This is a genomic window from Bradyrhizobium sp. CCBAU 051011 (assembly GCF_009930815.1).
In the GTDB taxonomy this organism is placed as follows: Bacteria; Pseudomonadota; Alphaproteobacteria; order Rhizobiales; family Xanthobacteraceae; genus Bradyrhizobium.
The window spans coordinates 5461549-5482676 of sequence record NZ_CP022222.1 but is presented as its reverse complement, the minus strand read 5'-3'; the positions used below and the strand labels follow the sequence as shown (position 1 = coordinate 5482676).

The following is a 21128-nucleotide window of genomic DNA, read 5'->3' as shown; positions in this document are numbered from 1 at the left end:
ATCGGCCGCAAAGGTTTCGTCCATCATCGCCAAAGCCAGACAGTTCGATCAAGGACGTCGTGACCGATACCGATACCAGCTCGAACGCCAGCGATGATGCTATGCTTTCTGTACTAGAAGATGATCGCGATGGTCCCGTGCAAAACGAATTGAAGTCGATCATTCGCGGACTTAATGAGGACGAACAGATCGACTTAGTTGCCTTGGCCTGGCTTGGGCGCGGCGACGGCGACCTTGCTGACTGGGATGACCTCCGCGCAGAAGCCGCGCGCGCCCACAACAAGCGGACGGCTGAATACCTTCTCGGGATGCCTACTCTAGGCGATGATCTCGAAGAGGCGCTCGCGCAATTTGGCCATTCCGCGGAAGAATTTGAGCAGCCGCTCAGACGAGGCCCGCCATGCCGTACCGCCATAACCAAGATCTTCCTCTGACGGTGCGCAACCATCTGCCGCCGCACGCCCAGGACATTTATCGGGAGGCGTTCAACCACGCCTTTGCCTCGCATCGAGGCGATCCGCGTCAGGAGGAAATCGCTCATCGAACCGCGTGGTTCGCTGTGAAGCGGTCCTATGTCAAACGAGGCGACAAGTGGGTGCCGCTGCTCGCAGCATCGTAGCGGGCTTGCTAGCTCTCCAGAGAAACAACACTTAAACAAGTGGTCGCGCGTCGTTGACTTCTATCAATCCACCTATTTGAACTTCGATCAGAATTAGTGTCTCAAAATACTCAGGAGCCTGCAATGAAGGTCAAGGACGCCATGCGCAGGGGAACGAACTGCGTCGATCCCGACACTCCGGTGGTCACGATCGCCAAATGCATGCGAGACGCTGATGTCGGCGCCATACTGGTAAGCGCGAACGGCCGGCTTGTCGGTATCGTCACCGATCGCGATATCGCGTGCCGCGCTGTCGCGCTCGACGGCAAGATCGACAAACTCACCGCTAAGGACATCATGACGAAGGACGTGATCTGCTGCTCGCCGGATGATGATCTCACCATGGCAATCAAGGCGATGGAATATAAGAAAGTACGTCGGATGCCGGTGACCGATGTCCACAAGGCCATGGTTGGCATGTTGAGCCTTGGCGACATCTCGCACAAGATGAGCATAGAGCAATCCGGCGAAGTCCTGCGTGCGGTTTCGGCTCACCACCGGTGATCCAGCCCACTCCGGCGCTTTCCCACACCAGAAAGGCGCCGGCACTGCTTCTAAACCCACTTGCTGTATCGAGGTCATCCATGCGCGCTCACCAGATCATGACCAAGACGGTTATCACCGTTACGCCGGAAGCGACAATTGTCGAGGCCGCCGGGATCATGTTGAGAAATCATGTGAGCGGATTGCCGGTCGTCGACGCGACGGGCAAGCTTGTCGGTATCGTCTCCGAGCACGATTTCCTCCGCAGGAGTGAAATCGGCACCAAGCGCCGCCGAAGTCGCTGGCTCAGCTTCATCTTGGGGCCGGGTTCCGGGGCCAGCGATTTTGTCGTCGAGCATGGTCGCAAAGTATCGCAAGTCATGACGCCGGAGCCCTTCACCGTGACGGAGGATTTGCCATTGGCCGACGTCGTCGACCTGATGGAGGCGAAAAGCGTCAAGCGGCTGCCCGTGATGAGCGGCGAGAAGACGTCGGCATCATCACGCGCGCCAATGTGCTTCAGGCTGTCGCGAGTCTTGCCCGACATGTGCCCGACCCGACGGCCGATGACGACCACATCCGCAGTCGCATCATCCACGCGATGGAGAAACAGGATTGGTGTCCGCTCGGCCTCAATGTCATCGTTCGCGACGGGATCGTCCACCTCAGCGGCATCATCACCGTCGTAGAGGCACGTCAGGCGGCCACCGTCGCCGCCGAGCGCCGCGGGTACCGGGCCTGCGCCCCTGCCTCCCGCTCTGCTCTATCGCTGCGCCGATGCCTCGGCCCTGAACTTTCAAACCACCACCGATCTTCGGCAGCTGGACGGGCTGGTTGGTCAGCAGCGTGCCTTGGGCGCGCCTCAGTTGGGTGCCAGCCTGAACAAGCCGGGGTTCAATCTGTTCGTGACCGGTTTTGCCGGCAGTCGTATGCAGAAGACCGTCGAGAGCCTCCTGAAGAGCTTCCGGTGGGATCGGCCCCGGCCTGACGATTGGGTGTATGCCAACAACTTCGAAGACAGTCGCAAGCCGGTTGCCATGCGCCTTCCGCCAGGCCGCGCGACTGAGCTACGCAGTACCATAGAGGAAGCAATCGACGATCTGAAAGTCGCCCTGCCGGCACTCTTCGAAAGCGAAGATTATCAGGCGCGGCGCACGGCAACTGAGAAGAAGTTTCAGTCAAAGCAGAGCGACGCCAAAAGGCCGCATCGGCAAGCATGACCATTGTCCGCACGCCAATGGGCTTCGTGATTGCGGAAGCTCGTTGAGCCCGATGAGTTCAACGCCTGGCCGGAGGCAGATCAAAAGGCGGCCCAGGATACGATTGCAGCTCTCCAGAACGAACTCGAGCAGTCCGAATGGCTAAGATTGCTGCCCTATAACGAAAAGTTTGCAGCGGCCGCGGACGCCTCGCTAGCTAGGATGGCCACAAACCGTGAATGTCGGGCGGCGTCGCTGCCTTGGCATCTTCCAGTTCTGTGGCCGGTAAGCGCTTGGCAAGCTCCAGCATGACCGCGCGGGCAACCACCTCGGCATCGACCGCCAAATCATGCTTCAACCCATCACGGATGCGTTCAAGGAAGGCTTCCCGGCTGGTCAGCCTGCGGGCGCGCGGGTGCCAGCCCTCATAATAGAATCCGCGCAACAACGTCGGCAGTTCTGTTCCGAGGTAAACCGCTTCGTCGCGGCCGAGGCAATCCCGTATTGCATGAAGAACCGCCACCAGCGCTAACCACGTCCGCCGGCGATCATGCCACTCGAGACGGTACAAGAGCGCGGCGATCCAACCTTCGACCACCTGCACCTTCGCTTCAAAGTCTGGACTCGTTGGCATGCCCACCCCTCAGCCACAGACAACAACGCGGCGCCAATGACGCCCGCTCCAGACGGCGCGGCGATAGCAGCCGTAGTAACCGTAATGGCCGTAGGGCGCATAGTATGGAGCCGGCGGATAATAATAGACGGGAGCGGGATAGCCATAGTAATAGGACCCGAGGCCCCAATGTCCTCCAACTGCCGCGCCAAAGAGCGCTCCGGCCGCAAAGCCTCCGACGACACCGGCGGCAATCCGACCGTTGCGAGCATCAGCGCTGGTCGGCACGACAAGGCCACCAGCGAGAAGCGCATTCGCGGCAATGGCCATGATCCGTATCGATCGCATGTTCTGGCACTCCAACGTTGCGAAGCTTAGCCGCACTTGCTTGCACTACTTTGCGCAAGATCAATGTGCGAAAGTGCATACGGTACCCGTAGGGGTAAATGCGGATGCCTATGCGCACGATCTGGTCCAATATTGTCGGCGTGTAGGAAAGCCCGGGAGAAGTGTTGTCATTGAACTCTCTCGGGCGCGTCCGTCCGTCTTGAAGACCGGTTGACGCGGATCAAAACCCGACCCTCTCCCTCACGCTATCAAAGTCGACGGAGGAACAAATGGCCAACGATCCAGCGCCGTCTGCCGCACTGCGCGCGCCCGAGCCGATCTCGGGCCCGGCTATAAGCTTGAGCGCCGATGCCAAGCCTGCGCCGCTGCCTGCCGCCGTGCTCTATCGCTACGCGGATGCCTCGGCTCTCAATTTTCAGACCACCACCGATCTTCAGCCGCTGGATGGGCTGGTCGGTCAGCAGCGTGCCTTGGGCGCACTTCAGTTGGGTACCAAGCTCAACAAGCCGGGGTTCAATCTATTCGTGACCGGCTCTGCCGGCAGTCGCATGCAGAAGACCGTTGAGAGCCTCCTGAAGAGCTCCCGGTGGGATCGGCCCCGGCCTGACGATTGGGTATATGTCAACAACTTCGAAGACAGCCGCAAGCCGGTTGCCATTCGCCTTCCGCCCGGCCGCGCGACTGAGCTGCGCAGCACCATGGAGGAAGTAATCGAAGATCTGAAAGTCGCCCTGCCGGCACTCTTCGAAAGCGACGATTATCAGGCGCGGCGCACAGCAATTGAGCAGAAGTTTCAGTCAAAGCAGAGCGACGCCTTCAGCAGCCTCAGCGAAAAGGCCGCATCGGCAAGCATGACCATTGTCCGCACGCCAATGGGCTTCGTGATTGCGCCGGTTCGAGACGGCAAGCTCGTTGAGCCCGATGAGTTCAACGCCTGGCCGGAGGCAGATCAAAAGGCGGCCCAGGATACGATTGCGGCTCTCCAGAACGAACTCGAGCAGATCGTCCGCCATGTTCCGGGCTGGGAGAAAGAACACCGCGAGGAAATCCAGTCGCTCGACCGGCAAACGGCGCTGGTCACCATCGATCAAAGCATAAATGAAGCCAAGGACCGATTTTCAACCATTGCCGAGGTACTGAAGTATTTCGAAAGTGTCCGTGCCGACCTGATCGAAAATACGGCTATCTTCCTAGCCAAGCCACAGGGTGAGCTAGGCGCATTCTTCGGTGCGGCTCTTGGCAAAACTACCGATCGCTATCACGTCAATGTTCTCGTCAGCCAGGATCCGAATGGCTCGATCCCGATCATTGAAGAGCTGCATCCGACCCTCGGGAACCTGATTGGATCGATCGAATACGTTTCCCAACATGGCTTCCTGGTTACAGACTTTCGCCTGATCAAGGCGGGAGCGCTGCACCGCGCCAACGGCGGCTTCCTCCTGCTCGATGCAAGGCATCTCTTGAGCGAACCCTTCAGCTGGCAAGCATTGAAGCGCTTGCTTCGACAGCAGGAGATCAGGATCGAAGACGTCACGCGCTTTGTCGGTTTGACCAACTCGGTCTCGCTGGAGCCCGACCCAATTCCACTTGACCTCAAGGTAATTCTATTCGGTGATCGCCTGCTTTACTATCTGCTTTCCACTTACGATCCGGAAGTCGGTGAGTTCTTCAAGGTTCTTGCTGATTTTGAAGATGACATCGACAGAACTCCAAGCAGCGAAGCGATGCATGCACAGCTCATCGCTTCCCTGCTCGCGCAGGAACACCTCCAGCCCATGGATCGGGATGGCGTCGCGCTGGTCCTCGAACATTCGTCTCGTCTTGCAGACGATTCGGAAAAGCTGACCCTTCTTACGGATCGCCTTAAAGATATCCTGGCCGAAGCTGATTTTTGGGCGGGCGAGGCCAAACACGATATTACTCAGCGGCACGATGTTCAGCGCGCGCTTGATGAGGGCACGACAAGGATGTCCCGCATCCGGGATCGCGCCAAGGACGCCGTCCTCCGCGACATCTCCCTGGTCGACACCAAGGTTGGCCAGATCAACGGGCTCAGCGTCTTCGAACTCGGCGGCTTCCGGTTCGGAAGACCGACCCGCATCACATGCCGTGTGCGCCCGGGCAGCGGCAAGCTTGTCGATATCGAGCGGGAGGTAGAACTCGGCGGACCAATTCATTCCAAGGGAGTGTTGATCCTTACCGGCTTTCTCGCGGGTAGATACGCGCTCGACACGCCAATGTCGCTATTTGCAAGTCTCGTCTTCGAGCAATCCTATGGCGGCGTCGAGGGCGACAGCGCATCGTCTGCGGAGCTCTATGCGCTCATGTCGGCGCTTGCGGATATTCCGCTGCAGCAGGATTTGGCCGTGACGGGATCGGTCAATCAGAACGGCGAGGTTCAGGCGATCGGAGGCGTCAACGAGAAGATCGAGGGCTTTTTCGATATTTGCACAGCGCGTGGCCTGACCGGCAAGCAGGGAGTGTTGATCCCCAAATCCAACGTCCAGCATTTGATGTTGCGGCGGGACGTCATATCGGCATGCACCGTGGGAACATTTTCCATTTATCCGATCGGAACGATCGATGAAGGAATCACACTTCTTACCGGGAGGGCCGCCGGTTCTCGTAGCCCAGAAGGCGCTTATGCCGTCGACAGCATTAATGGGCTGATTGAATCGCGACTACGGTCTTTTGCACGGACGCAAGAGCTGGCGCGAAAGGCGCTGTCGAATGGGCAGACGGAAACCTGACTTCAAGAGAATGCTGCTGCGGCTGCCGCATAGCCCGAACGACTACGCGGCAGTCTCACCGATTGCAGAGCTGGCGAACCTGCTTGGCGCCGATCTGATCGGCACCTACGTCGACGATGGCAGTCTCCGCAATCTGGTGGGTTTGCCGGACGCACGCGAGTTTCGAGCGGGGGCCTAGCAATTGTTGAATCCAAGCCAGCTCGCGCTGGATTTTGCGTCTGCTTCGCGCGAGGCAGAGCGCCTGTTCCTGCAAAGTGCCGGACAGCACCGCCCGTTTTTCCGGATCGTTGACAATGCAAACGCAGCCGCACGGGAAGCCGAGAACGACGACATTATCGTCGTTATTGAACCGAAGAGCCCGATCGAACGCGCAACCCGGCAGTTCAGCGAATTGCTTGAAGACGTCGACCGCTCCACGTCATCCGTTCTATGGGTGCCCAGCGAGACCAAGCGCTTTGCCGGACCGGTTGTTGTCATTGCAAACGGGCCCCACGATCCCTGTATTTCCGCCGCGGTGGCTATCGCGGCATCCGCCAAGGAGAGACTGATCTTCGTTCCAACGATGTCTTCAATGGGATCTCTTGCTAGCGCCTTGGATTGGGCAAAGACGGCTGGAGTGGCGACGACGTTGGCCGACGCCGTATTCCACCAAGGCGATCTGTTGCTGCCGGCGCACGTCAAGGCTGGCTTCCTTGTTACTGGTCGCGAACGCGCGATCCGACGGCGGAATCTGTTGCAGGTTCCCGTCCTGCTTGTTTCTTCTAGTCTCCCATCCCCCGGATCTGAGACCCGACCGAGCCATTCCGGCAAGGGCTGATCGTACCGAGGCGTCACTGTGGCGACCTCATTGACACTTCGTGAAAGCCCTTAGGTGATCGATCGGAGTTTTTCGGCCGCCAATCCGGGGCTAGCCTTGGCATGATCCATTTCGGGAGGTGTCGATGACCGAGATCTACTTCCACTATTCCAACGCCAAGGGCGCGTTGGTCGATCGGCGCGCGGCCGTCGTTACCGATCTGGCGGACGCACGCCCCTATGCCGAGCTTATCGTCCGGTCACTCATCATGCGGCCAGGTCCCCAAGACTGGCGCCGCTGGGTATTGTACGTCAGCGACGATCTCGGGACCGAAATATTGGCCCTGCCCTTTGCGTCCATACTGGGTAGGCCGCATTGAGACGCGTCCGATGGTCTGGCGCCCGAGTGGGATTCATGCCTTACGGAGGACAATCGGCTCGCTAGCGAGATGATTCGCGGGCACGCCGCGCTAGTTCGTCATATCCCGCAGCAATCTTCAGAAAGTGATCACGAACAGCATTTTGCTTGTAACGGCGCGACTCATTCCTCGTCCGTTCTGCACGAGATTGCCAATACTCCGCATCGCCGCTTGGCGTATCGATGGATTCGTCAGCTCCTTTGAGAGGAGCCGGCCGTCCCTTCGCCGGCCCTGACATCCGGCCCACAGCCTCAGCGGGGCCCTTGGAACGCTTCATCGTCACCTCCCTGGCTCACTCCTCGGGAACATCATTTGACCGTGATCAGATCATCCACCAGCATCACGCCCGGCGCCGACCAAGCCGCCGTCTCTGCGGCGCGCCGTTCATCCCAACTATCCACCACGCCTTCGAGAATCACGTGATCTCCACCGGCAACCGAAACCCGGATCGCCTTTGCTTCGACTTCAGCGTGACGCATGAGTGCCGCTTCGATCTTCGACTTGACGTCCTCGACTGTCGCACGCTGCTTCAATTTGATTTCATTGCGTACACCGACGACGCCGGACAGCTTGCGAATACACAGCTCCGCAGCCTCCTTCTCGAATTGCCAGTCGACAATGCCATTCAAGGTGACCCAGCCGGCGCTCACGGTAACGTCGATGTCGTAGGGCGAAAGCGTCGAATCCCAATTCAGCACGTTGAGCGCGCGCCTCGCTATCTGATCATCCGCGGTCTTCTTCTGGTCGGGGTAGCGAACCTCGATCTCGTCGGCGATGCCGTGCACACATTTGACGCGCCTGGCTGCGGACACGGCGGCCAGTTTCTGCGCACAGCTCTCGACATGACCGGTCAACATGACAATGCCATTTTCGACGGCAACCCCGATATGAGCGCCATCAAAGCCCGGATCAAACTCGAATTCGTCGATGACGCGTTGCCGCAATTCGTTGTCGTGCATTCGCTCGGGTCCTTATTCTCCAGTGGAGATTATTCGTCCAAGCCGCCGAGTCGCGATTGACCTGCATCAAATCCCTCGCACCTTTTGCATTTAACGATGTCTGAGCAGCAAAGGGCATCGGAGGCGAGCATGCCAAGAGATATTCTGGTTCATATTCCCTGCGAGCGCCCGGTCCGTCCTATGGTGGATGGCGCGGTTTCACGTGCGATGGCGCGCAACGCCCGCCTTCAAGCCGTTTCGGTCGGATACGAATCTGCAAACATCGGGATCCCGATTGGGGGCGGCGCGGCGGTCGCCGCGGTATTCGAGCTGGAACATGAGCGCGCCCAGCAACGTGCCGACGCGGCCCTATCGGTCTTCGAGGCAGAGGCGCGCAATTCCGGCATCGATTTCAGCCTGCGGGCGGTCACCGGAGCCCTGCACGACGCGGCGGCACAAGTCAGCGCCATCGCACGTCTTGCGGATCTCACGATCTTGCTGCAGCCTGAGTATGAGCGCGATACATTTGACAACGTCCTTCCGGTGGAGGTCCTGTTTCAGTGTGGTGGTCCCGTTCTCTTCATCCCTCACACCCACAAGGGCCCGGTCGGCTTCAAACGCATCGGCATTGCCTGGGACGGGAGCCGCCTCGCTGCGCGCGCCGTCCGCGATTCTAAGCCATTTCTCAAGGACGCGAAGGAAATCTCGATTATCAGCGTCGATGAACCCTCGAAGCAGGAGAATCCTTCGGCGGCAGACCTGGCTACTCATCTGGCCCGGCGTGGTCTGACGGCCAAGGTCGAGCGCGCCAGCGCGGACGATGTTGACGTTCAGCCCACCATTCTCTCGATCGCCGCCGCCACGGGTTTGGATCTGATCGTGATGGGCGCGTATGGTCATTCGCGATTGCAGGAATGGCTGCTGGGCGGGGTGACGCGAGGCATGCTGCAGTCGATGACTGTGCCGACGCTGATGTCACACTAGCGTAGACCCGAAGCTTCCTGGCTTCGATCCGTAGATGGCCGAGCGAGTCGGGCGCGCGCGATGCGTCATTATTCGCCAAGGCGCCGTTTGGCTTGGCAATGAATGAGGCCTTGAGGAGCGATCACGTAAACGTCCACACCTTCTGCGCGGAAACGTTCGGACCCATCTGGCAGCCGTCTTCGCTGTCGTGTGTGTTCAATACTTGTCAGTTTGAGTTTCACGATGAGCGTTCCGGCGTGGGCGGACGCACTCAGCGTCCAGCGCGGCAAGGCCTTTGCACGGGCCAAATGTTCTTAGTCGGCCGTGAAGAACGCCGGATTTCAACTCGGGACGAATTGAAGTCGGACCGTGAGCTGGGCGAGGAACTGGCGCAACAAGAGCTCGAGCCAGCGGATGAGACGCCGGAAGTTGTAGCCCGCTGCGGCGAGAACGGCATTGGCGGCATCGCCCTGGCGGTGCCACAGGTAGTTACGCCCCATGCGATGCTCGGATTTGAGATGGCCGATGACCGGCTCGACGGCGGAACGCCGGCGCAGCTCGCGTTTGATCTTTGGCGTCACCCGCCGCTTCTGGCCTGAGATGAACACCCTGAACTTGTAGTCGGGTGGCGCATTGTGGCCGCGATAGCCTTTGTCGAGAACGAGGCGCTCGATGATGTTGCCGATCAGCACCTCCATTTCCGGGATCACGATCTTGAGCGTGTGACCATCATAGGGGTTGCCGGGCAGCGCCTTCACATGGGTGACGAACTGGCCGCCTTTGGCGTGCGATAGCGTGGTGGCGACGGAGACCTTGACCCCGAACTCGTAAGGCCGGTGAGCCTTGCCCTTGCCGATGCACTCCACCTCCGGCGCGTGCAGCGAGTAGACCTTGGGGCCCCGCTGGCGCTGCTTCTGGTCGAGCACGCATCGCGCCAGCGCCAGCATGCGGTCGAGCGCGACCCCATCGAACAAGCCGACGTTGCCGTCGAGCTTGCGGGCGATGTCGCGGATGACGCGGCCGAGATAGGTTCGCAGCGTCCTCAAGGCCCGATTGGCGCGCTTGAACTGCTTGGCATGGGCATAGCGCTGGTGCTTGATCAGGGCAAACTTGCCGACTCGCCCATAGGACTGACGCAGCTTGATGCCGGCGCCCTTGGCTAGCCGAACCAGGATCTCGCGGGCCCGGTTCAAGAGCCGCGCATCGGTTGGGAACATCACGTTCTTGGGCTGCACCGTGGTGTCGACGATGACCCGATTGAGGTCGGACGGCTTGATCGCCTCGGTCTTGGTGGCGACCGCAAGGCTCTCCTGCAGCAGGGCTTGCAGCTTCTCCTCGCCCATACGCTGGCGCCAGCGCGTCAACGAGGAGCGGTCGAACACCAGGCGGTGCTGGAAGAACTCCTCGCCGCAGAAGAACTGGTAATAGGGATTCTCCACCCAGCGCTCGCATAGCACCTCGTCGGAGAGGTCGTAGGTGTGCTTGAGGATGGCCAGGCCCGCCATCAGCCGTGTCGGCAGCGGCGGCCGGCCCGGCTTGTCCTCGTAGACCGCGCCGAACCGCTCTTCGAGGAACGACCAGTCGATCGTCCGCGCCAGCTTTACCAGGGCATGGTTCAAGTCGATGATCGCGTCCAGCCGCGAGCGCAGAAGATCGGCTTGGCCGCCGTCGCGTCGTTCCTTTGGCTTCATCGTTCCCTCCGGTCCACCGAAGGAATCATGACCCGCGATTCGACGGAATCCTCAAAAGCAAAATTGCAAGCTTTTGGGCCCCCAAAGCCCGAAAGCTTGCAATCTCAAAACGCCTCTCGCCAGAAAATTCGACTCCCGCTCAATGGCTTGGAAGTTCTTCACGCACGACTTCTTACTGTCATTCGATCGACCGGTCCTCCCGCAGCCCGCGCAAAGGACGCGCCTCCTTTTCGAACGCTTCATGAGCGGTATCCCGTCGAAATGCTCGAAGACGCGCTTGCTGAAGGGATATCGACCGGCCATCCACGTGTGCCGGAGTGAGTTTCACCTGGACCCGCGCGAGGTCGGAGATTTCATCGATGTTCTGAAATCACTTGCGTGATTGTACTTATTCGGAGGGACGAATGAAAGCCCGGCTGCAGATTACCAGGTACGGCGCTGTGCTCCATAGCGATATCTACGAAATCGACAATGCGGACGGTTTCGGCAAAGCCTGTGCACCAGCGTTTGGACAGCATTGCGCGAGCGGCAATTGAATCAAGAGACAAGCATTGGCGCCCTGATGGACCACCTCGACCGCTCCGTGCTCGATCAATTGGCGAACGTACAAATGACAGTGACCGCGGTCCAGTAGCCGGTTCGCAACGCTGAGACTCAGATCGGCCGATCCTTGAGACACGGCGCTCAGAAGAACGCCTCGATGCCGACCACGGGAATGCCGAGTGATTTCAGGCTGTGGTGCGTCGCGGCGACCGAGCCGTCGAGATCGATGCCGCGACAGGCCTCTTCAATGACGACAGCGTCAAATCCCGCATTGCGGGCGTCTTCCGCCGAATAGCGGACGCAAAAATCGAAGGCCAATCCGGCGAAAAATAGCGTCTTCAAGTCGCGTTCACGCAGATAGCCGGCAAGGCCTGTCGGTGTCTTCTTGTCATTCTCGTAGAAGGCCGAGTAGGAGTCGATATGGCGACGAAATCCCTTCCGGACCACGAGGCTCGCCCGAACAGTCTCCAGTCCGCGGTGAAAGTCGGCGCCGCTGCTGGCCTGGACACAGTGATCGGGCCAGAGAACCTGCGACCCGTAGCTCAATTCGATGGTGTCATAGGGCCGCTTACGCGGATGGTTGGAGACGAAAGAGACATGGTCCGCCGGGTGCCAGTCCTGCGTGAGCACCACATTTTCGAATCTTTCGCCGATGCGGTTGATCGCCGGAACGACCTTCTCGCCGCCGGGCACGGCCAGCGCGCCCCCGGTGCAAAAGTCGTTCTGGACGTCGACTATGATGAGAACATCCTTGCTGGAAACTTTCATGATTGCACCTCCGCCGGGCCCGTCATGCGATCCGCCACTGCCGCAAGTTCTTCCAATGAGGCTGCCACTTCCACGGGGTATGGCACAAGCGGGCCGACTCCCCGTAGTTCTGTCGGTAATCGCTCCAGTTCGTGCCGCGCACGCGCCCTGATGTCGTGAAGAGTGTGACGCGGCCCGATGCGGCGGCCGCTCGCCATGACCTCGTGGATCAGCGGCTCGCCTTCGTGAATATCGCCCTCGACGGACAGAATATCCACCATCATGCGACCGTTCCTGTCATACCGTCGCCAGACCTGCTTGCGGCCGGGCCAAGTTGCTTTTCCGGTCGAGCGTTTGCGACGCGGTAACCCGGCATACTCCTGCAGTTTATAGGCGCAGTCGAGCGCGGGCGCGTCGGACGAAGTGGCAAGGCTGGTGCCAATGCCGATGCCATCGATCGGCGCATTTTGCCGCGCAAATCCGACAAGTATCTCCTCGTCGATCCCGCCGCTGGCAAAAATTCCGATATCCTTCAATCCGCCTTCGTCCAGAACGCTGCGCACCACCTTGGCCAGTGCCGCGAGATCGCCGCTGTCGATCCGTACCGCACGCACCGAAATTCCGAGTTCCTTCAGCCGCGGCGCCAGCGCAACCACTTTTCGCGCGGCGGCTACCGTGTCGTAGGTATCGATCAGGAGGGTAAGATTATGGGGGCGGGCGCGCGCAAAGGCCTCGAAGGCTGCAGCTTCGTCGTCAAAGGACTGAATGAACGAATGCGCCATGGTGCCGTATGTCGGGATACCGAACGCTTTCTCGGCAAGAAGGGTAGCAGTCCCTGCAAATCCGGCAATGTAGCTGGCGCGAGCGGCCATCAAGCCGGCGTCCGCCCCATGAGCACGGCGCAAGCCGAAGTCGACCAACAGCTTGTCCGGCGCAAGCTGCACCATGCGCGCCGCCTTAGAGGCGATCAGCGTCTGGAAATGCAAGATGTTGATGAGACGCGTCTCGACAAGCTGCGCCTCAGGCAGGGGCGCTGTCACCCGCAGGATAGGCTCGTTTTGAAAGAACGGGGTGCCTTCAGGCATCGCATGAACATCGCCACTAAAACGGAAATTGGCGAGATAATCGATCAGGCGCGCGCTGAAACGCCCTGTTATTTCCAGCCAACCGAGTTCATCCGCTGTGAAGCGCAGGTTCTCGAGCAACTCAAGCGCCTGTTCAAGTCCCGCCGCCATCAGGAAACCGCGCGGTGGCGGCAGCTTGCGGACAAAGAATTCAAAGACCGCCGTGTCAGTCTGGCCCGAGTCCAGATAGGCCTGGATCATGGTCAGCTGATAAAGGTCGGTCAGCAGGGCACCCGGCGCCGGTTCCATCAGCTAAACCCCGTTGTTCCGTCAGGCCGAGTCGCTGGAAGTATGCAATGCCCTGCTGGCCGGAAAGCACTTCAATATCGCGACAACTTCCTCGTCGTCGACCTGACGAAAATCGCAATAGAAATAACCGATCGCGCCGAGCTCCTCGGGCGTATCGAGGCAGACGATCGCGTCGACTTCCGCTTGTAGCTTCTTGACAGTATCGAACGCGGCCACAGGCACCGCGAGCACCAGTTCCTTCGGCTTACGAGCGCGAACCGCCTTGATGGCAGCAAGCGTCGTTGCGCCCGTCGCAATGCCGTCGTCGACGATGATCACCACCTGTCCCTCGACTTCGGCACGCGCTCGGCCGCCGAGATAACGGTTGCGCCGTCGTTCGATTTCGGCAAGTTCCCTATCGCAGACCGCGTCGAATTCCTGCGTGCTGATGCCACACATTTCGATGATTTCGCGGTTACGAACAATGGCGGGCTCCCCGCCGTCGGTGACCGCGCCCATCGCAAGCTCCGGCTGGCTTGGTACGCCAATCTTCCGCACGAGCACGAGATCAAGAGGGGCGTCAAGCGCAGCCGCTACTTCGGCAGCGACTGGCACACCTCCACGCGGCAAGGCAAGCACGACAGGATGCTGCGCCTTGTATTTCGTCAGCGCTCGCGCCAGCTTCCGGCCAGCGTCGGTTCGATCCTGAAACAGCATGTCGAAGCGACCTCCTAGATAACCACATTATCAGCCCGACCGGGACAATTATTGATCGGCGTCAAACCGGAGAGGCGCTCGAATGGCCATAGAGTTACGATGCACGACCGGCAAAGCGAAGTACCCGACCTGAACGGCGAGGACGATTGGCTCGCCTTGGCCCGCAAAGTCGCATTTCTGAGCCGTCCCGACAGCTACACGCCGGCGCCCGAAATGGTGACTGTGCGCGAAACCCACATGTCCTGGGTCTTCATGGCGGGTGACCGCGTCTTCAAGCTCAAGAAGCCGGTGCGGTTTCCCTATCTCGATTTTTCCACGCTTGCACGCCGGGCCGCGGCGTGCCGGGCGGAGGTTGCCCTTAACGGGAGGCTGGCGCCGGATGTCTACCTTGGCGTGGCACAGCTTACGCTTACTTCAAAGGGCTACGCGATCGGAATGAGCGGCCGTGTCGCGGACTGGCTGGTCGTGATGCGCCGGCTCGATGAAACCCAGACCCTTGAAGAATTGCTACGTGCTCGCAAGGTTTCGCCTGCTCAGGTCCAGCGGCTGGCCGACAATTTGCACCAGTTTTATTCTCACGCTTCGCGGTCTACGACATCATATCCCGAGCGCTATTTGTTGTCATTGGAACAAGCCGCCATTCTTGATCGACATGTTCTGCTCAACCAAGCTTTCGACTTGAATCAGGGTACACTTGAGCGCATTTTCAATATTCAGCGCCGTATCCTCCGGCAACGTCGCCGGCTGCTCGCGGATCGGGTCCGCCATCGGTTCATAGTCGATGCGCACGGAGATCTTAGACCCGAACACATCTGGCTGAACGCGCCGTTTCCGATCATAGATTGCTTGGAGTTCAATGCCCAGCTGCGGACGCTCGATGCTTTGGATGAGTTGGCCTTCCTCCACCTGGAATGCGAACGGCTCGGAGGCCAGTGGGTTGGCGAGGTGCTGCGACGGCGGCTTGCGGTCCTGCTGCATGACGATCCCTCGACAGGCCTATTCCTATTCTATCGCATCGCCCGCGCGATGTTGCGCGCACGATTGGCAATCGCGCACATGCTCGACCCCAAGCCGCGCACGCCGGAAAAATGGCCGCGCCTTGCGCGCACCTATCTTGCAATCGCTAGGGGAGACGCCATGATACTGGAGCGACTGCTCGCCGGTCACGCCTGATAGTGAAGCAGATCAGCAACTGCCTCCCCACGATGCAGCCTGCGAACTGTCTCCGCAAGCAGAGGCGACGCGGAAATGATCTCAAGCTTCGCGAGCACCGGCCCGGACGGAAGCCTGAACGGCGGCACACTGTCCGTCACAATGATGCTGTCGATCGCGGGATCCGCCAGCGCGCTCTCGGCCCCTGGCATGAACAGGCCATGGGCGACGCAGGCGACCACCTCCTTCCCGCCATGGGCGCGCGCCGCCTTGGCCGCCCGCACCAAAGTGCCTCCCGTGCTGACAAGATCATCGATGACAACACAGAGCGCGTCTGCCACCTCACCGGCAAATAGATCACCGGAAATAATGCCCGAGCTGCGATGCTTCTCCACGAACGCCTTGCCGATCGGGCGACCAAGCGCCTTCTCCAACACCTCGCGCAGCAAGTCGGCCCGCTTGCCACCGCCGAGGTCCGGCGAAACGACGCAGATCGGCCGATCCGCGGCGAGTTCCCTGATCCTTTCGATCACGAGCGGCGCCGAGCTGAGCGCGACCGAGGGGCATCGAAACGCATTTTCAAAAGCCGCTTCGTTGTGAACCTCGAGCGTGACGATGGCATCGACGCCGGCGGCCTCGAATATGGTTGCAAGGTAACGAATCGTCACGGGGTCCTGCGCCTTGGTCCGGCGATCCTTCCGCGCGTAGCATAGATAAGGCGCGACCGCCGTCACCCGCGCCGCCCCGGCGTCTTTCAATGCGCCCACGAAAAACAGCAGCTTGCATAGCTTGTCGTTTGGGCTTTCCTTGGGCCCGCCATGCAAGCTGTGCACGACGTAGACGTCAAAGCCAGCTACCGTCTCCAGCGGACGCACCTTGTGCTCGCCGTCCTCGAAACTGCGCTCCTCCAGCGCAGCGAGGTCACAGCCCAACGCACCCGCAATCTTCTCGCCGAGCACCTCGGTGCCATTCAGAGCAAACAGCCGCAGCCGCTCCAGTGAGCGTGCAGTCGACCAAGTTCTGAAGCTGCCGGCCATGTTCACCCCTACAAGCGGAGGCGATGTTTGCCGAGGATCTCGACCGTGCTCGCCTGAGGTCCCTTCTCGCCGATCTCCTCGACATAACTGACGCGCGTGCCCGGCGCGATGTTCGATGCGCCGTCAAGAACGCTATTGCAGTTGAAGTATACTTCTTGACTGTCGGCACTTTCGATGAACCCGAACTCGCCGCTCGGATCGATCCGAATGACCGTGCCTATCGGCCGACTTTCGTGCTGCTTAGTCTGTCCTTGCATCAGCCGGGCCTGGTCCTGCAATCTTCTGCGGGCGCGTTTGAAGGCATTATCGACGGCGAAGGTGAGATCGGCATAGCGTTCGTCCTGCTTGGGGATGCGTGCAATGTTGACCTCGCGGCCATCTGGCAATGCCAGTCGAATACTCACTTGGTATTGCCCGCCAGTCCGGTGCCGATCGCCCGGCCCCCTTACCACGACGCGGCCTGCGGTAAGCCGTCCAAACCGGCTCTCGAGCTCTGCAATATGCTGGTCAATGGACGCTTGAAGTTCAGGTGTCGCTGGGACACCTTCAAACTCGATTTGGGCGGGCGTTTGCATGATCGTCTCCAAACTCGTTTCTAATTCTTTAACCACATGAAACGCCTTCGGCTTTGAGCAAAATCAATGTCAGTTTCAGGGAATTTCATCCAATGCACGGCTTGGAGGAACAATCTCTGCTCAATCCACCGGCTGCGTTATTGCAGTCTATTGATCAGAGCCATCCTAGCGCGCCCTTGATGTTGCTGTCGCAATCACGAAGGAGCGCTGCTGTGCCATCAACACTGATGACAGTCGGCGAGGCCCTGAGCCGCGGCTCGTGGAACTCAGGCACGCGAAGGCAGGCAACGCCGACGCCTCGGAGTTTTTTGCTTAGCGGCTCCTGCGCTCGAGCCACGCCTTCGATTTGAACCTCGAACTTGAGACGCTCCACACGAAAGGCAATCTTGTCCCCTGCCCGTTGGGCGAACTTGCGGAATACTGCCTGTCATTCCTGTCTTTTTCCCGCCAAGAAAAAAAGACTGGAGCCGATGGAGGGAGGAATGTTGATCTGGATCACACTGGTCCAATGACTTCGCTTATTCAATATCAAGATGAGATGTGCCAATCCTCTTCCTATTCCTGAGTGTCTCACTCCGAGGCTGTTCTCTGTGGTCTCCTATTGGAGAGATTTGGAGCGAGCGGAAAATGCGATGCCGTTCAGTGACGACATCGATTGTTCAGTTCTCTTGAACCTATCCGACAAGATCTTCCTGCTGAAGGTGCTTGTGTTGCCAGAGCGATTCCGTTTCGAACTCCTAGGCAAGGCGCTGCAGACGAATGACAATGCACAAACAGGTCGCTTTCTTGATGAAATCGATCCAGGCGGACAATTCAGTTACTTGCGCGCGCAAAATCCCAAGCCCCTCTCCGGTGACCATTCGCGGGTCGGCTTGGGCCATCTTGCATACGCGCAGATGCGTGGATGCGAGGCATTCCAGCATCCGATCGCAGCGGGCATGTACGGACAGCTCACCGTCGGCAAGCCGCTGCACATCGTCAGCCGCGTCAAGGGCGAGAAGCTTGCCTCGGAAATGTATGTCTCGATCGATACCGCCAGGAATCAGCCGGACATCTACCGGAAGAAGCGGCTGAAGTGGGACCGTCCTCACGGCACGCGCGTCGAGATGGAGATGGAGGGTCACTATCAGAAGGGGCCGCACTCGGTCGAGGTCTATCTGAAGCAAGCCGCCATAGCCAATCCACACCTCACCATCACTTACAAGGACCCACACGGCGAGGAGCTGCATTTCACCCGCAGCACCAGGAAGCTCCAAGACCGGTCGAGATAAAGCCCCATCCCTACGGCATCGAGCTCGGCCGGCTGATCCAGATGTTGAACAACACCAAAAGCCGCACCTTGCTGCGGTTTCTGGTCGACGAGTTTTCCTGCGTGGGGACCACGACGGCGCTCAAGATCATTGAACTCGCCGGCGCGCATTCCGACAGGAAACTAAGCGACCGCTCGCATCCAAAGCACATCGCCCACGTGCAGGCGACAGCGCTGCACAAGGCCCTTCGTGAAGCTTCGTCATGATAGAGTCGCGTTCACTATCGCTGAGAGAGGGGATGTCCTGCAGCGCGACGCCGATATGGACCTGCACAACGCCTCGATCGGAATCATCGACGAGGACCATTCGGTCTTGTCGCGCCGCATTTCCGAAGCATTCCCCCCGCCCTATTTCAATCCTCCGCAAGCGATCAGCGAACGCAACGTCGATCGCCTGATGAACGATGGAAACATTACGTTCGCGATCCATATCCCGCCCAACTTTCAGCGCGACCTCCTGGGCGGGCGACAACCCGCAATCCAGGTCGCTATCGACGCCACCGCAATGATGCAGGCGGGAATCGGAGCGGGCTATATCTACCAGATCATCTCCACCGAGATCGCCAGGACCCTTGCCGGCAACGATACTCCGTCCGTTTCGCCAGTCGATCTGCAGGTTCGCATCGCGTTCAATCCGAACCTCACGGCTGCCTGGTTCACCGGCCTGATGGAAGTCGTCAACAACGTGACGATGCTCGCGCTCATCCTCGCGGGCGCCGCCATCATTCGCGAGCGCGAACACGGCACGGACCATTTGCTGGTGATGCCGCTCACGCCGTTCGAAACCGCAGTGTCGAAAGTCTGGGCCAACGGCTTCGTCATCTTGGTAGCGGTCGCCGTCTCGATGACGATTGTCATCCAAGCGCTGCTCGACATCCCCGTCCACGGTTCAATTCTACTGTTTCTGGCCGGGGTCACCATCTATCTGTTCTTCGCCACAGCGATCGGAATATTTCTCGGCACCGTTGCGCGCTCGATGCCCCAGTTCGGCCTGCTCTACATGCTCGTTGCGATTCCGATGATGATTCTGTCGGGCAGCTACACGCCGCCGGAAAGCATGCCGCAATTCCTGCGTGTCGTATTGCAGGCGTCGTCTCCGACGCATTTTGTCTCCTTTGCCCAAGCAATTCTATTCCGGGGCGCGGGGTTAAGCGTTGTGTGGCCGCAGTTTCTGGTGATCGGCTTGATCGGCGGCGTATTTCTTGGCCTGGCGCTCTTCCGATTCCGGCGCGCGACAGCGCAAATGGCCCAATAGTTTGCGCAAAGTAGTTGCTCAGGTTGGTGATCGCGCAAGTCCCACGACAGCAGGCCCATCGCACGCCGCCACGCGGGCGACCGATATTGTCGAGAACGACGAAGCAGATGATCCTAAGAACGAAGACTTGATCATCTCAACACACGTGGCGGGTTTACAGACGAGTCCGCAACAAGCAAAGATCTGCTAGTCGTAAGCACTACCGGCGCTTACACAACCCTCCCAACAACTGCGCCAATTCCGGCGGTCAATCCCATGGCGCAACCCCCAGAATGTCACTCGCACGGTTGGCTTTAACAAGCCGGCGCCTCCTGCCTTGGCACCGATCGCGCCGAGCAGCGACAGGAAGAGGAGCGAGCCTGCAGCGACGGCCGGCATCAACACATTGGATGGCGAGACTAGAACAAGCGCAAGCGGCGCTGCCGCTCCGACGGAGAAGGTCGCAGCCGATGCCAATGCTGCCTGCACCGGACGAGCGGTGCTGATTTCCGAAATGCCAAGTTCATCCCGGGCGTGCGCGCCCAACGTGTCCTTTGCCATCAATTGCTTTGAAACCTCGCGAGCGAGACCGGCCTCGACGCCTCGCGCGACATAGATCTGAGCGAGTTCTTCTCTCTCGAACGCGGGGTCGCCTGCCAGTTCGCGCTTCTCACGCGCGAGGTCGGCATGCTCCGTATCGGACTGCGAACTGACTGAAACATATTCGCCAGCCGCCATGGACATGGCGCCGGCAACCAACCCGGCGATCCCGGTCAAGAGAACATCGCTTCGGGAGACGGCAGCCGACGCCACTCCCAGGATAAGACTAGCGGTTGATATGATCCCATCATTAGCGCCGAGCACGGCCGCTCTCAACCAGCCGATGCGCGCAACGAGGTGGGTCTCTTTATGGAGGCGGCTCATCTGTCCAATACTCTCTCGACCGCCCTTGCCTGCCCTGCGGAGGGCCTGGCGAAGAGCTTGCTAACGGCAAACAGCCGGTGTGATACTTCTTTACCCTCGTGTGATGTTCGATCACGATCACTGCTCAGGTGCATCAAGATCGGTTCCTAGTCTCCCGAACTGGGCGCTTCCCGTCATGATCTAAATCAACAGGGTACCGCATGACGACGGTTTCCGAGTGAACCCGGCGCTCCGAGATCACCGGTCGGGTGCGGTCTAAGCTTCGATCAGGCCGCGCTCGTAACAGGCTTTATCGTAGGGAAACACGACGGCCGGATCGGGTCTGTGGAGGCGACGGTGCTTTGCCAGATAGTTCAGCCGCCATAGCACATCGCGAATAACGTTGGGTCGCGCATGTTCCTTGTCGCCGACCCGGACCAGGGTCCAGGGCGAGGTGGCGGTGTGCGTCGCTCCAGCATCTTGTCCATGGTGCCATCCTTGCCGGCGGCGTCGCGACCTCCGACGATGACGGGGATACGCTGGCCGCGCTCAACCACGGAGCGCTGCAGCTTCACGAGCTCGATCTGCAGCCGGATCAGGAGCGTGTGATACCTATGGCGGCCCAGATGTTTCGGGAGCGGTGGCCGGTTTTTCATGGTGTATTCCCTCCACCTCAACCATCCAAGGTCGGCGCGCCGACGC

General features: G+C 59.7%; 25 protein-coding genes and 3 pseudogenes. 16 read left to right on the top strand and 12 right to left on the bottom strand.

The features are described 5' to 3' along the window. Positions 1 to 59: 59 nt before the first annotated feature. The 5 genes and pseudogenes from ACH79_RS25650 to ACH79_RS25630 all read left to right on the top strand — a co-directional run bounded on the left by ACH79_RS25650 (position 60) and on the right by ACH79_RS25630 (position 2361). Positions 60 to 434 carry a DUF3775 domain-containing protein gene (locus tag ACH79_RS25650; RefSeq protein ID WP_371419276.1) on the top strand — a complete coding sequence of 125 codons (375 nt, stop codon included), beginning with the start codon at positions 60 to 62 and terminating at the stop codon, positions 432 to 434. After that, on the top strand, positions 401 to 619 hold the full coding sequence (locus ACH79_RS25645; RefSeq protein ID WP_161853455.1) for a ChaB family protein: 219 nt from the start codon (positions 401 to 403) through the stop codon (positions 617 to 619). The genes ACH79_RS25650 and ACH79_RS25645 overlap by 34 nt, the downstream gene beginning before the upstream one ends. A 123-nt stretch (positions 620 to 742) precedes the next feature. Further along, positions 743 to 1162: a CBS domain-containing protein gene (locus ACH79_RS25640; RefSeq protein ID WP_161853454.1), complete on the top strand. Its 420-nt coding sequence runs from the start codon at positions 743 to 745 to the stop codon at positions 1160 to 1162. An 80-nt stretch (positions 1163 to 1242) separates the two neighbouring features. Further along, a pseudogene (locus tag ACH79_RS25635) lies at positions 1243 to 1862 on the top strand (CBS domain-containing protein); the annotation flags it as partial. A gap of 130 nt (positions 1863 to 1992) precedes the next feature. Then, positions 1993 to 2361, top strand: coding sequence for a Lon-like protease helical domain-containing protein (locus tag ACH79_RS25630; protein WP_246738115.1), 369 nt, complete (start codon positions 1993 to 1995; stop codon positions 2359 to 2361). A 196-nt stretch (positions 2362 to 2557) separates the two neighbouring features. On the opposite strand, the gene ACH79_RS25625 is transcribed toward ACH79_RS25630, so the two are convergent. Together ACH79_RS25625 and ACH79_RS25620 are read right to left on the bottom strand one after the other, a co-directional pair. Then, positions 2558 to 2944, bottom strand: a complete 387-nt coding sequence (locus ACH79_RS25625; protein ID WP_246738114.1) for a DUF2267 domain-containing protein — start codon at positions 2942 to 2944, stop codon at positions 2558 to 2560. Positions 2945 to 2983: 39 nt separating this feature from the next. Continuing rightward, positions 2984 to 3301, bottom strand: a complete 318-nt coding sequence (locus ACH79_RS25620) for a hypothetical protein (protein WP_161853453.1) — start codon at positions 3299 to 3301, stop codon at positions 2984 to 2986. Positions 3302 to 3570: 269 nt separating this feature from the next. On the opposite strand from ACH79_RS25620, the gene ACH79_RS25615 reads away from it, so the two are divergent. The 4 genes from ACH79_RS25615 (at position 3571) to ACH79_RS25600 (ending at position 7226) form a co-directional block, all read left to right on the top strand. Then, a complete protein-coding gene (locus ACH79_RS25615; RefSeq protein WP_161853452.1) occupies positions 3571 to 6051 on the top strand; it encodes a Lon protease family protein in 2481 nt (826 codons plus the stop codon). After that, a complete protein-coding gene (locus ACH79_RS25610) occupies positions 6032 to 6229 on the top strand; it encodes a hypothetical protein (protein ID WP_161853451.1) in 198 nt (65 codons plus the stop codon). The genes ACH79_RS25615 and ACH79_RS25610 overlap by 20 nt, the downstream gene beginning before the upstream one ends. A gap of 3 nt (positions 6230 to 6232) precedes the next feature. Further along, the gene (locus tag ACH79_RS25605; RefSeq protein WP_161853450.1) at positions 6233 to 6868 is read left to right on the top strand and encodes a hypothetical protein; all 636 of its coding nucleotides are present in this window, start codon (positions 6233 to 6235) and stop codon (positions 6866 to 6868) included. A gap of 124 nt (positions 6869 to 6992) precedes the next feature. After that, positions 6993 to 7226: a hypothetical protein gene (locus ACH79_RS25600; RefSeq protein WP_161853449.1), complete on the top strand. Its 234-nt coding sequence runs from the start codon at positions 6993 to 6995 to the stop codon at positions 7224 to 7226. Between the two features lie 347 nt (positions 7227 to 7573). Here ACH79_RS25600 and ACH79_RS25595 read toward each other — a convergent pair whose 3' ends face one another. After that, on the bottom strand, positions 7574 to 8224 hold the full coding sequence (locus ACH79_RS25595) for a BON domain-containing protein (RefSeq protein WP_161853448.1): 651 nt from the start codon (positions 8222 to 8224) through the stop codon (positions 7574 to 7576). 129 nt (positions 8225 to 8353) lie between these two features. On the opposite strand from ACH79_RS25595, the gene ACH79_RS25590 reads away from it, so the two are divergent. Further along, complete coding sequence (locus ACH79_RS25590) at positions 8354 to 9187, top strand: universal stress protein (RefSeq protein ID WP_161853447.1); 834 nt, start codon at positions 8354 to 8356, stop codon at positions 9185 to 9187. Positions 9188 to 9507: 320 nt separating this feature from the next. On the opposite strand, the gene ACH79_RS25580 is transcribed toward ACH79_RS25590, so the two are convergent. Next, positions 9508 to 10857: an IS5 family transposase gene (locus tag ACH79_RS25580; RefSeq protein ID WP_161853446.1), complete on the bottom strand. Its 1350-nt coding sequence runs from the start codon at positions 10855 to 10857 to the stop codon at positions 9508 to 9510. Positions 10858 to 10958: 101 nt separating this feature from the next. Between ACH79_RS25580 and ACH79_RS44185 the strand changes: the two are divergent. Both ACH79_RS44185 and ACH79_RS44830 read left to right on the top strand, forming a co-directional pair. Continuing rightward, a pseudogene (locus tag ACH79_RS44185) lies at positions 10959 to 11239 on the top strand (cytochrome c). Positions 11240 to 11261: 22 nt separating this feature from the next. Next, positions 11262 to 11393 carry a hypothetical protein gene (locus ACH79_RS44830; RefSeq protein WP_256380274.1) on the top strand — a complete coding sequence of 44 codons (132 nt, stop codon included), beginning with the start codon at positions 11262 to 11264 and terminating at the stop codon, positions 11391 to 11393. 148 nt (positions 11394 to 11541) lie between these two features. On the opposite strand, the gene pncA is transcribed toward ACH79_RS44830, so the two are convergent. The 3 genes from pncA to ACH79_RS25565 are packed head-to-tail and all read right to left on the bottom strand — an operon-like array spanning position 11542 to position 14216. Further along, positions 11542 to 12168 (bottom strand): bifunctional nicotinamidase/pyrazinamidase, encoded by a 627-nt coding sequence (pncA, locus tag ACH79_RS25575; RefSeq protein ID WP_161853445.1) that lies wholly within the window; start codon positions 12166 to 12168, stop codon positions 11542 to 11544. Continuing rightward, entirely contained in the window at positions 12165 to 13520 is a 1356-nt protein-coding gene (locus ACH79_RS25570) for a nicotinate phosphoribosyltransferase (RefSeq protein ID WP_161853444.1), read from the bottom strand. The genes pncA and ACH79_RS25570 overlap by 4 nt, the downstream gene beginning before the upstream one ends. A gap of 21 nt (positions 13521 to 13541) precedes the next feature. Continuing rightward, positions 13542 to 14216 carry a phosphoribosyltransferase gene (locus ACH79_RS25565; RefSeq protein WP_161853443.1) on the bottom strand — a complete coding sequence of 225 codons (675 nt, stop codon included), beginning with the start codon at positions 14214 to 14216 and terminating at the stop codon, positions 13542 to 13544. A gap of 99 nt (positions 14217 to 14315) precedes the next feature. On the opposite strand from ACH79_RS25565, the gene ACH79_RS25560 reads away from it, so the two are divergent. Next, positions 14316 to 15389 carry a hypothetical protein gene (locus ACH79_RS25560; protein ID WP_161853442.1) on the top strand — a complete coding sequence of 358 codons (1074 nt, stop codon included), beginning with the start codon at positions 14316 to 14318 and terminating at the stop codon, positions 15387 to 15389. Here the strand turns inward: ACH79_RS25560 and ACH79_RS25555 are convergent. Both ACH79_RS25555 and ACH79_RS25550 read right to left on the bottom strand, forming a co-directional pair. After that, complete coding sequence (locus tag ACH79_RS25555; protein WP_161853441.1) at positions 15380 to 16405, bottom strand: ribose-phosphate pyrophosphokinase; 1026 nt, start codon at positions 16403 to 16405, stop codon at positions 15380 to 15382. The genes ACH79_RS25560 and ACH79_RS25555 overlap by 10 nt on opposite strands. Before the next feature lie 8 nt (positions 16406 to 16413). Continuing rightward, positions 16414 to 16980, bottom strand: coding sequence for an HPF/RaiA family ribosome-associated protein (locus ACH79_RS25550; protein WP_161853440.1), 567 nt, complete (start codon positions 16978 to 16980; stop codon positions 16414 to 16416). 632 nt (positions 16981 to 17612) lie between these two features. Here ACH79_RS25550 and ACH79_RS25545 point away from each other — a divergent pair. The 3 genes from ACH79_RS25545 to ACH79_RS25535 are packed head-to-tail and all read left to right on the top strand — an operon-like array spanning position 17613 to position 19544. Then, positions 17613 to 18251: a hypothetical protein gene (locus ACH79_RS25545; RefSeq protein WP_161853439.1), complete on the top strand. Its 639-nt coding sequence runs from the start codon at positions 17613 to 17615 to the stop codon at positions 18249 to 18251. Between the two features lie 41 nt (positions 18252 to 18292). Then, entirely contained in the window at positions 18293 to 18496 is a 204-nt protein-coding gene (locus ACH79_RS25540; RefSeq protein WP_161853438.1) for a hypothetical protein, read from the top strand. Positions 18497 to 18512: 16 nt separating this feature from the next. Beyond that, complete coding sequence (locus ACH79_RS25535; RefSeq protein ID WP_246738711.1) at positions 18513 to 19544, top strand: ABC transporter permease; 1032 nt, start codon at positions 18513 to 18515, stop codon at positions 19542 to 19544. A gap of 209 nt (positions 19545 to 19753) precedes the next feature. Here the strand turns inward: ACH79_RS25535 and ACH79_RS25530 are convergent. The 3 genes and pseudogenes from ACH79_RS25530 to ACH79_RS25525 form a co-directional block, all read right to left on the bottom strand. Then, positions 19754 to 20447: pseudogene (locus tag ACH79_RS25530) on the bottom strand (VIT family protein). Between the two features lie 255 nt (positions 20448 to 20702). Continuing rightward, positions 20703 to 20867 carry a hypothetical protein gene (locus tag ACH79_RS45175; RefSeq protein ID WP_371419473.1) on the bottom strand — a complete coding sequence of 55 codons (165 nt, stop codon included), beginning with the start codon at positions 20865 to 20867 and terminating at the stop codon, positions 20703 to 20705. After that, entirely contained in the window at positions 20801 to 21082 is a 282-nt protein-coding gene (locus tag ACH79_RS25525; protein ID WP_161853437.1) for a hypothetical protein, read from the bottom strand. Before ACH79_RS25525 ends, ACH79_RS45175 begins: the two co-directional genes overlap by 67 nt. Positions 21083 to 21128 lie beyond the last annotated feature (46 nt).

What these genes read in the sequence shown, in the direction of transcription:
- ACH79_RS25645 (WP_161853455.1), top strand. Translation starts at nt 401, where the DNA reads ATGCCGTACCGCCATAACCAAGATCTTCCTCTGACGGTGCGCAACCAT.
- ACH79_RS25540 (WP_161853438.1), top strand. Translation starts at nt 18,293, where the DNA reads ATGTTGAACAACACCAAAAGCCGCACCTTGCTGCGGTTTCTGGTCGAC.
- ACH79_RS25555 (WP_161853441.1), bottom strand. Translation starts at nt 16,405, where the DNA reads ATGGCCGGCAGCTTCAGAACTTGGTCGACTGCACGCTCACTGGAGCGG.
- ACH79_RS44830 (WP_256380274.1), top strand. Translation starts at nt 11,262, where the DNA reads ATGAAAGCCCGGCTGCAGATTACCAGGTACGGCGCTGTGCTCCATAGC.
- ACH79_RS25620 (WP_161853453.1), bottom strand. Translation starts at nt 3,301, where the DNA reads ATGCGATCGATACGGATCATGGCCATTGCCGCGAATGCGCTTCTCGCT.
- ACH79_RS25565 (WP_161853443.1), bottom strand. Translation starts at nt 14,216, where the DNA reads ATGCTGTTTCAGGATCGAACCGACGCTGGCCGGAAGCTGGCGCGAGCG.
- ACH79_RS25550 (WP_161853440.1), bottom strand. Translation starts at nt 16,980, where the DNA reads ATGCAAACGCCCGCCCAAATCGAGTTTGAAGGTGTCCCAGCGACACCT.
- ACH79_RS25610 (WP_161853451.1), top strand. Translation starts at nt 6,032, where the DNA reads ATGGGCAGACGGAAACCTGACTTCAAGAGAATGCTGCTGCGGCTGCCG.
- ACH79_RS25640 (WP_161853454.1), top strand. Translation starts at nt 743, where the DNA reads ATGAAGGTCAAGGACGCCATGCGCAGGGGAACGAACTGCGTCGATCCC.
- ACH79_RS25560 (WP_161853442.1), top strand. Translation starts at nt 14,316, where the DNA reads ATGCACGACCGGCAAAGCGAAGTACCCGACCTGAACGGCGAGGACGAT.
- ACH79_RS25600 (WP_161853449.1), top strand. Translation starts at nt 6,993, where the DNA reads ATGACCGAGATCTACTTCCACTATTCCAACGCCAAGGGCGCGTTGGTC.
- pncA (WP_161853445.1), bottom strand. Translation starts at nt 12,168, where the DNA reads ATGAAAGTTTCCAGCAAGGATGTTCTCATCATAGTCGACGTCCAGAAC.
- ACH79_RS25580 (WP_161853446.1), bottom strand. Translation starts at nt 10,857, where the DNA reads ATGAAGCCAAAGGAACGACGCGACGGCGGCCAAGCCGATCTTCTGCGC.
- ACH79_RS25570 (WP_161853444.1), bottom strand. Translation starts at nt 13,520, where the DNA reads ATGGAACCGGCGCCGGGTGCCCTGCTGACCGACCTTTATCAGCTGACC.
- ACH79_RS25595 (WP_161853448.1), bottom strand. Translation starts at nt 8,224, where the DNA reads ATGCACGACAACGAATTGCGGCAACGCGTCATCGACGAATTCGAGTTT.
- ACH79_RS25525 (WP_161853437.1), bottom strand. Translation starts at nt 21,082, where the DNA reads ATGAAAAACCGGCCACCGCTCCCGAAACATCTGGGCCGCCATAGGTAT.
- ACH79_RS25590 (WP_161853447.1), top strand. Translation starts at nt 8,354, where the DNA reads ATGCCAAGAGATATTCTGGTTCATATTCCCTGCGAGCGCCCGGTCCGT.
- ACH79_RS25615 (WP_161853452.1), top strand. Translation starts at nt 3,571, where the DNA reads ATGGCCAACGATCCAGCGCCGTCTGCCGCACTGCGCGCGCCCGAGCCG.
- ACH79_RS25545 (WP_161853439.1), top strand. Translation starts at nt 17,613, where the DNA reads ATGCCGTTCAGTGACGACATCGATTGTTCAGTTCTCTTGAACCTATCC.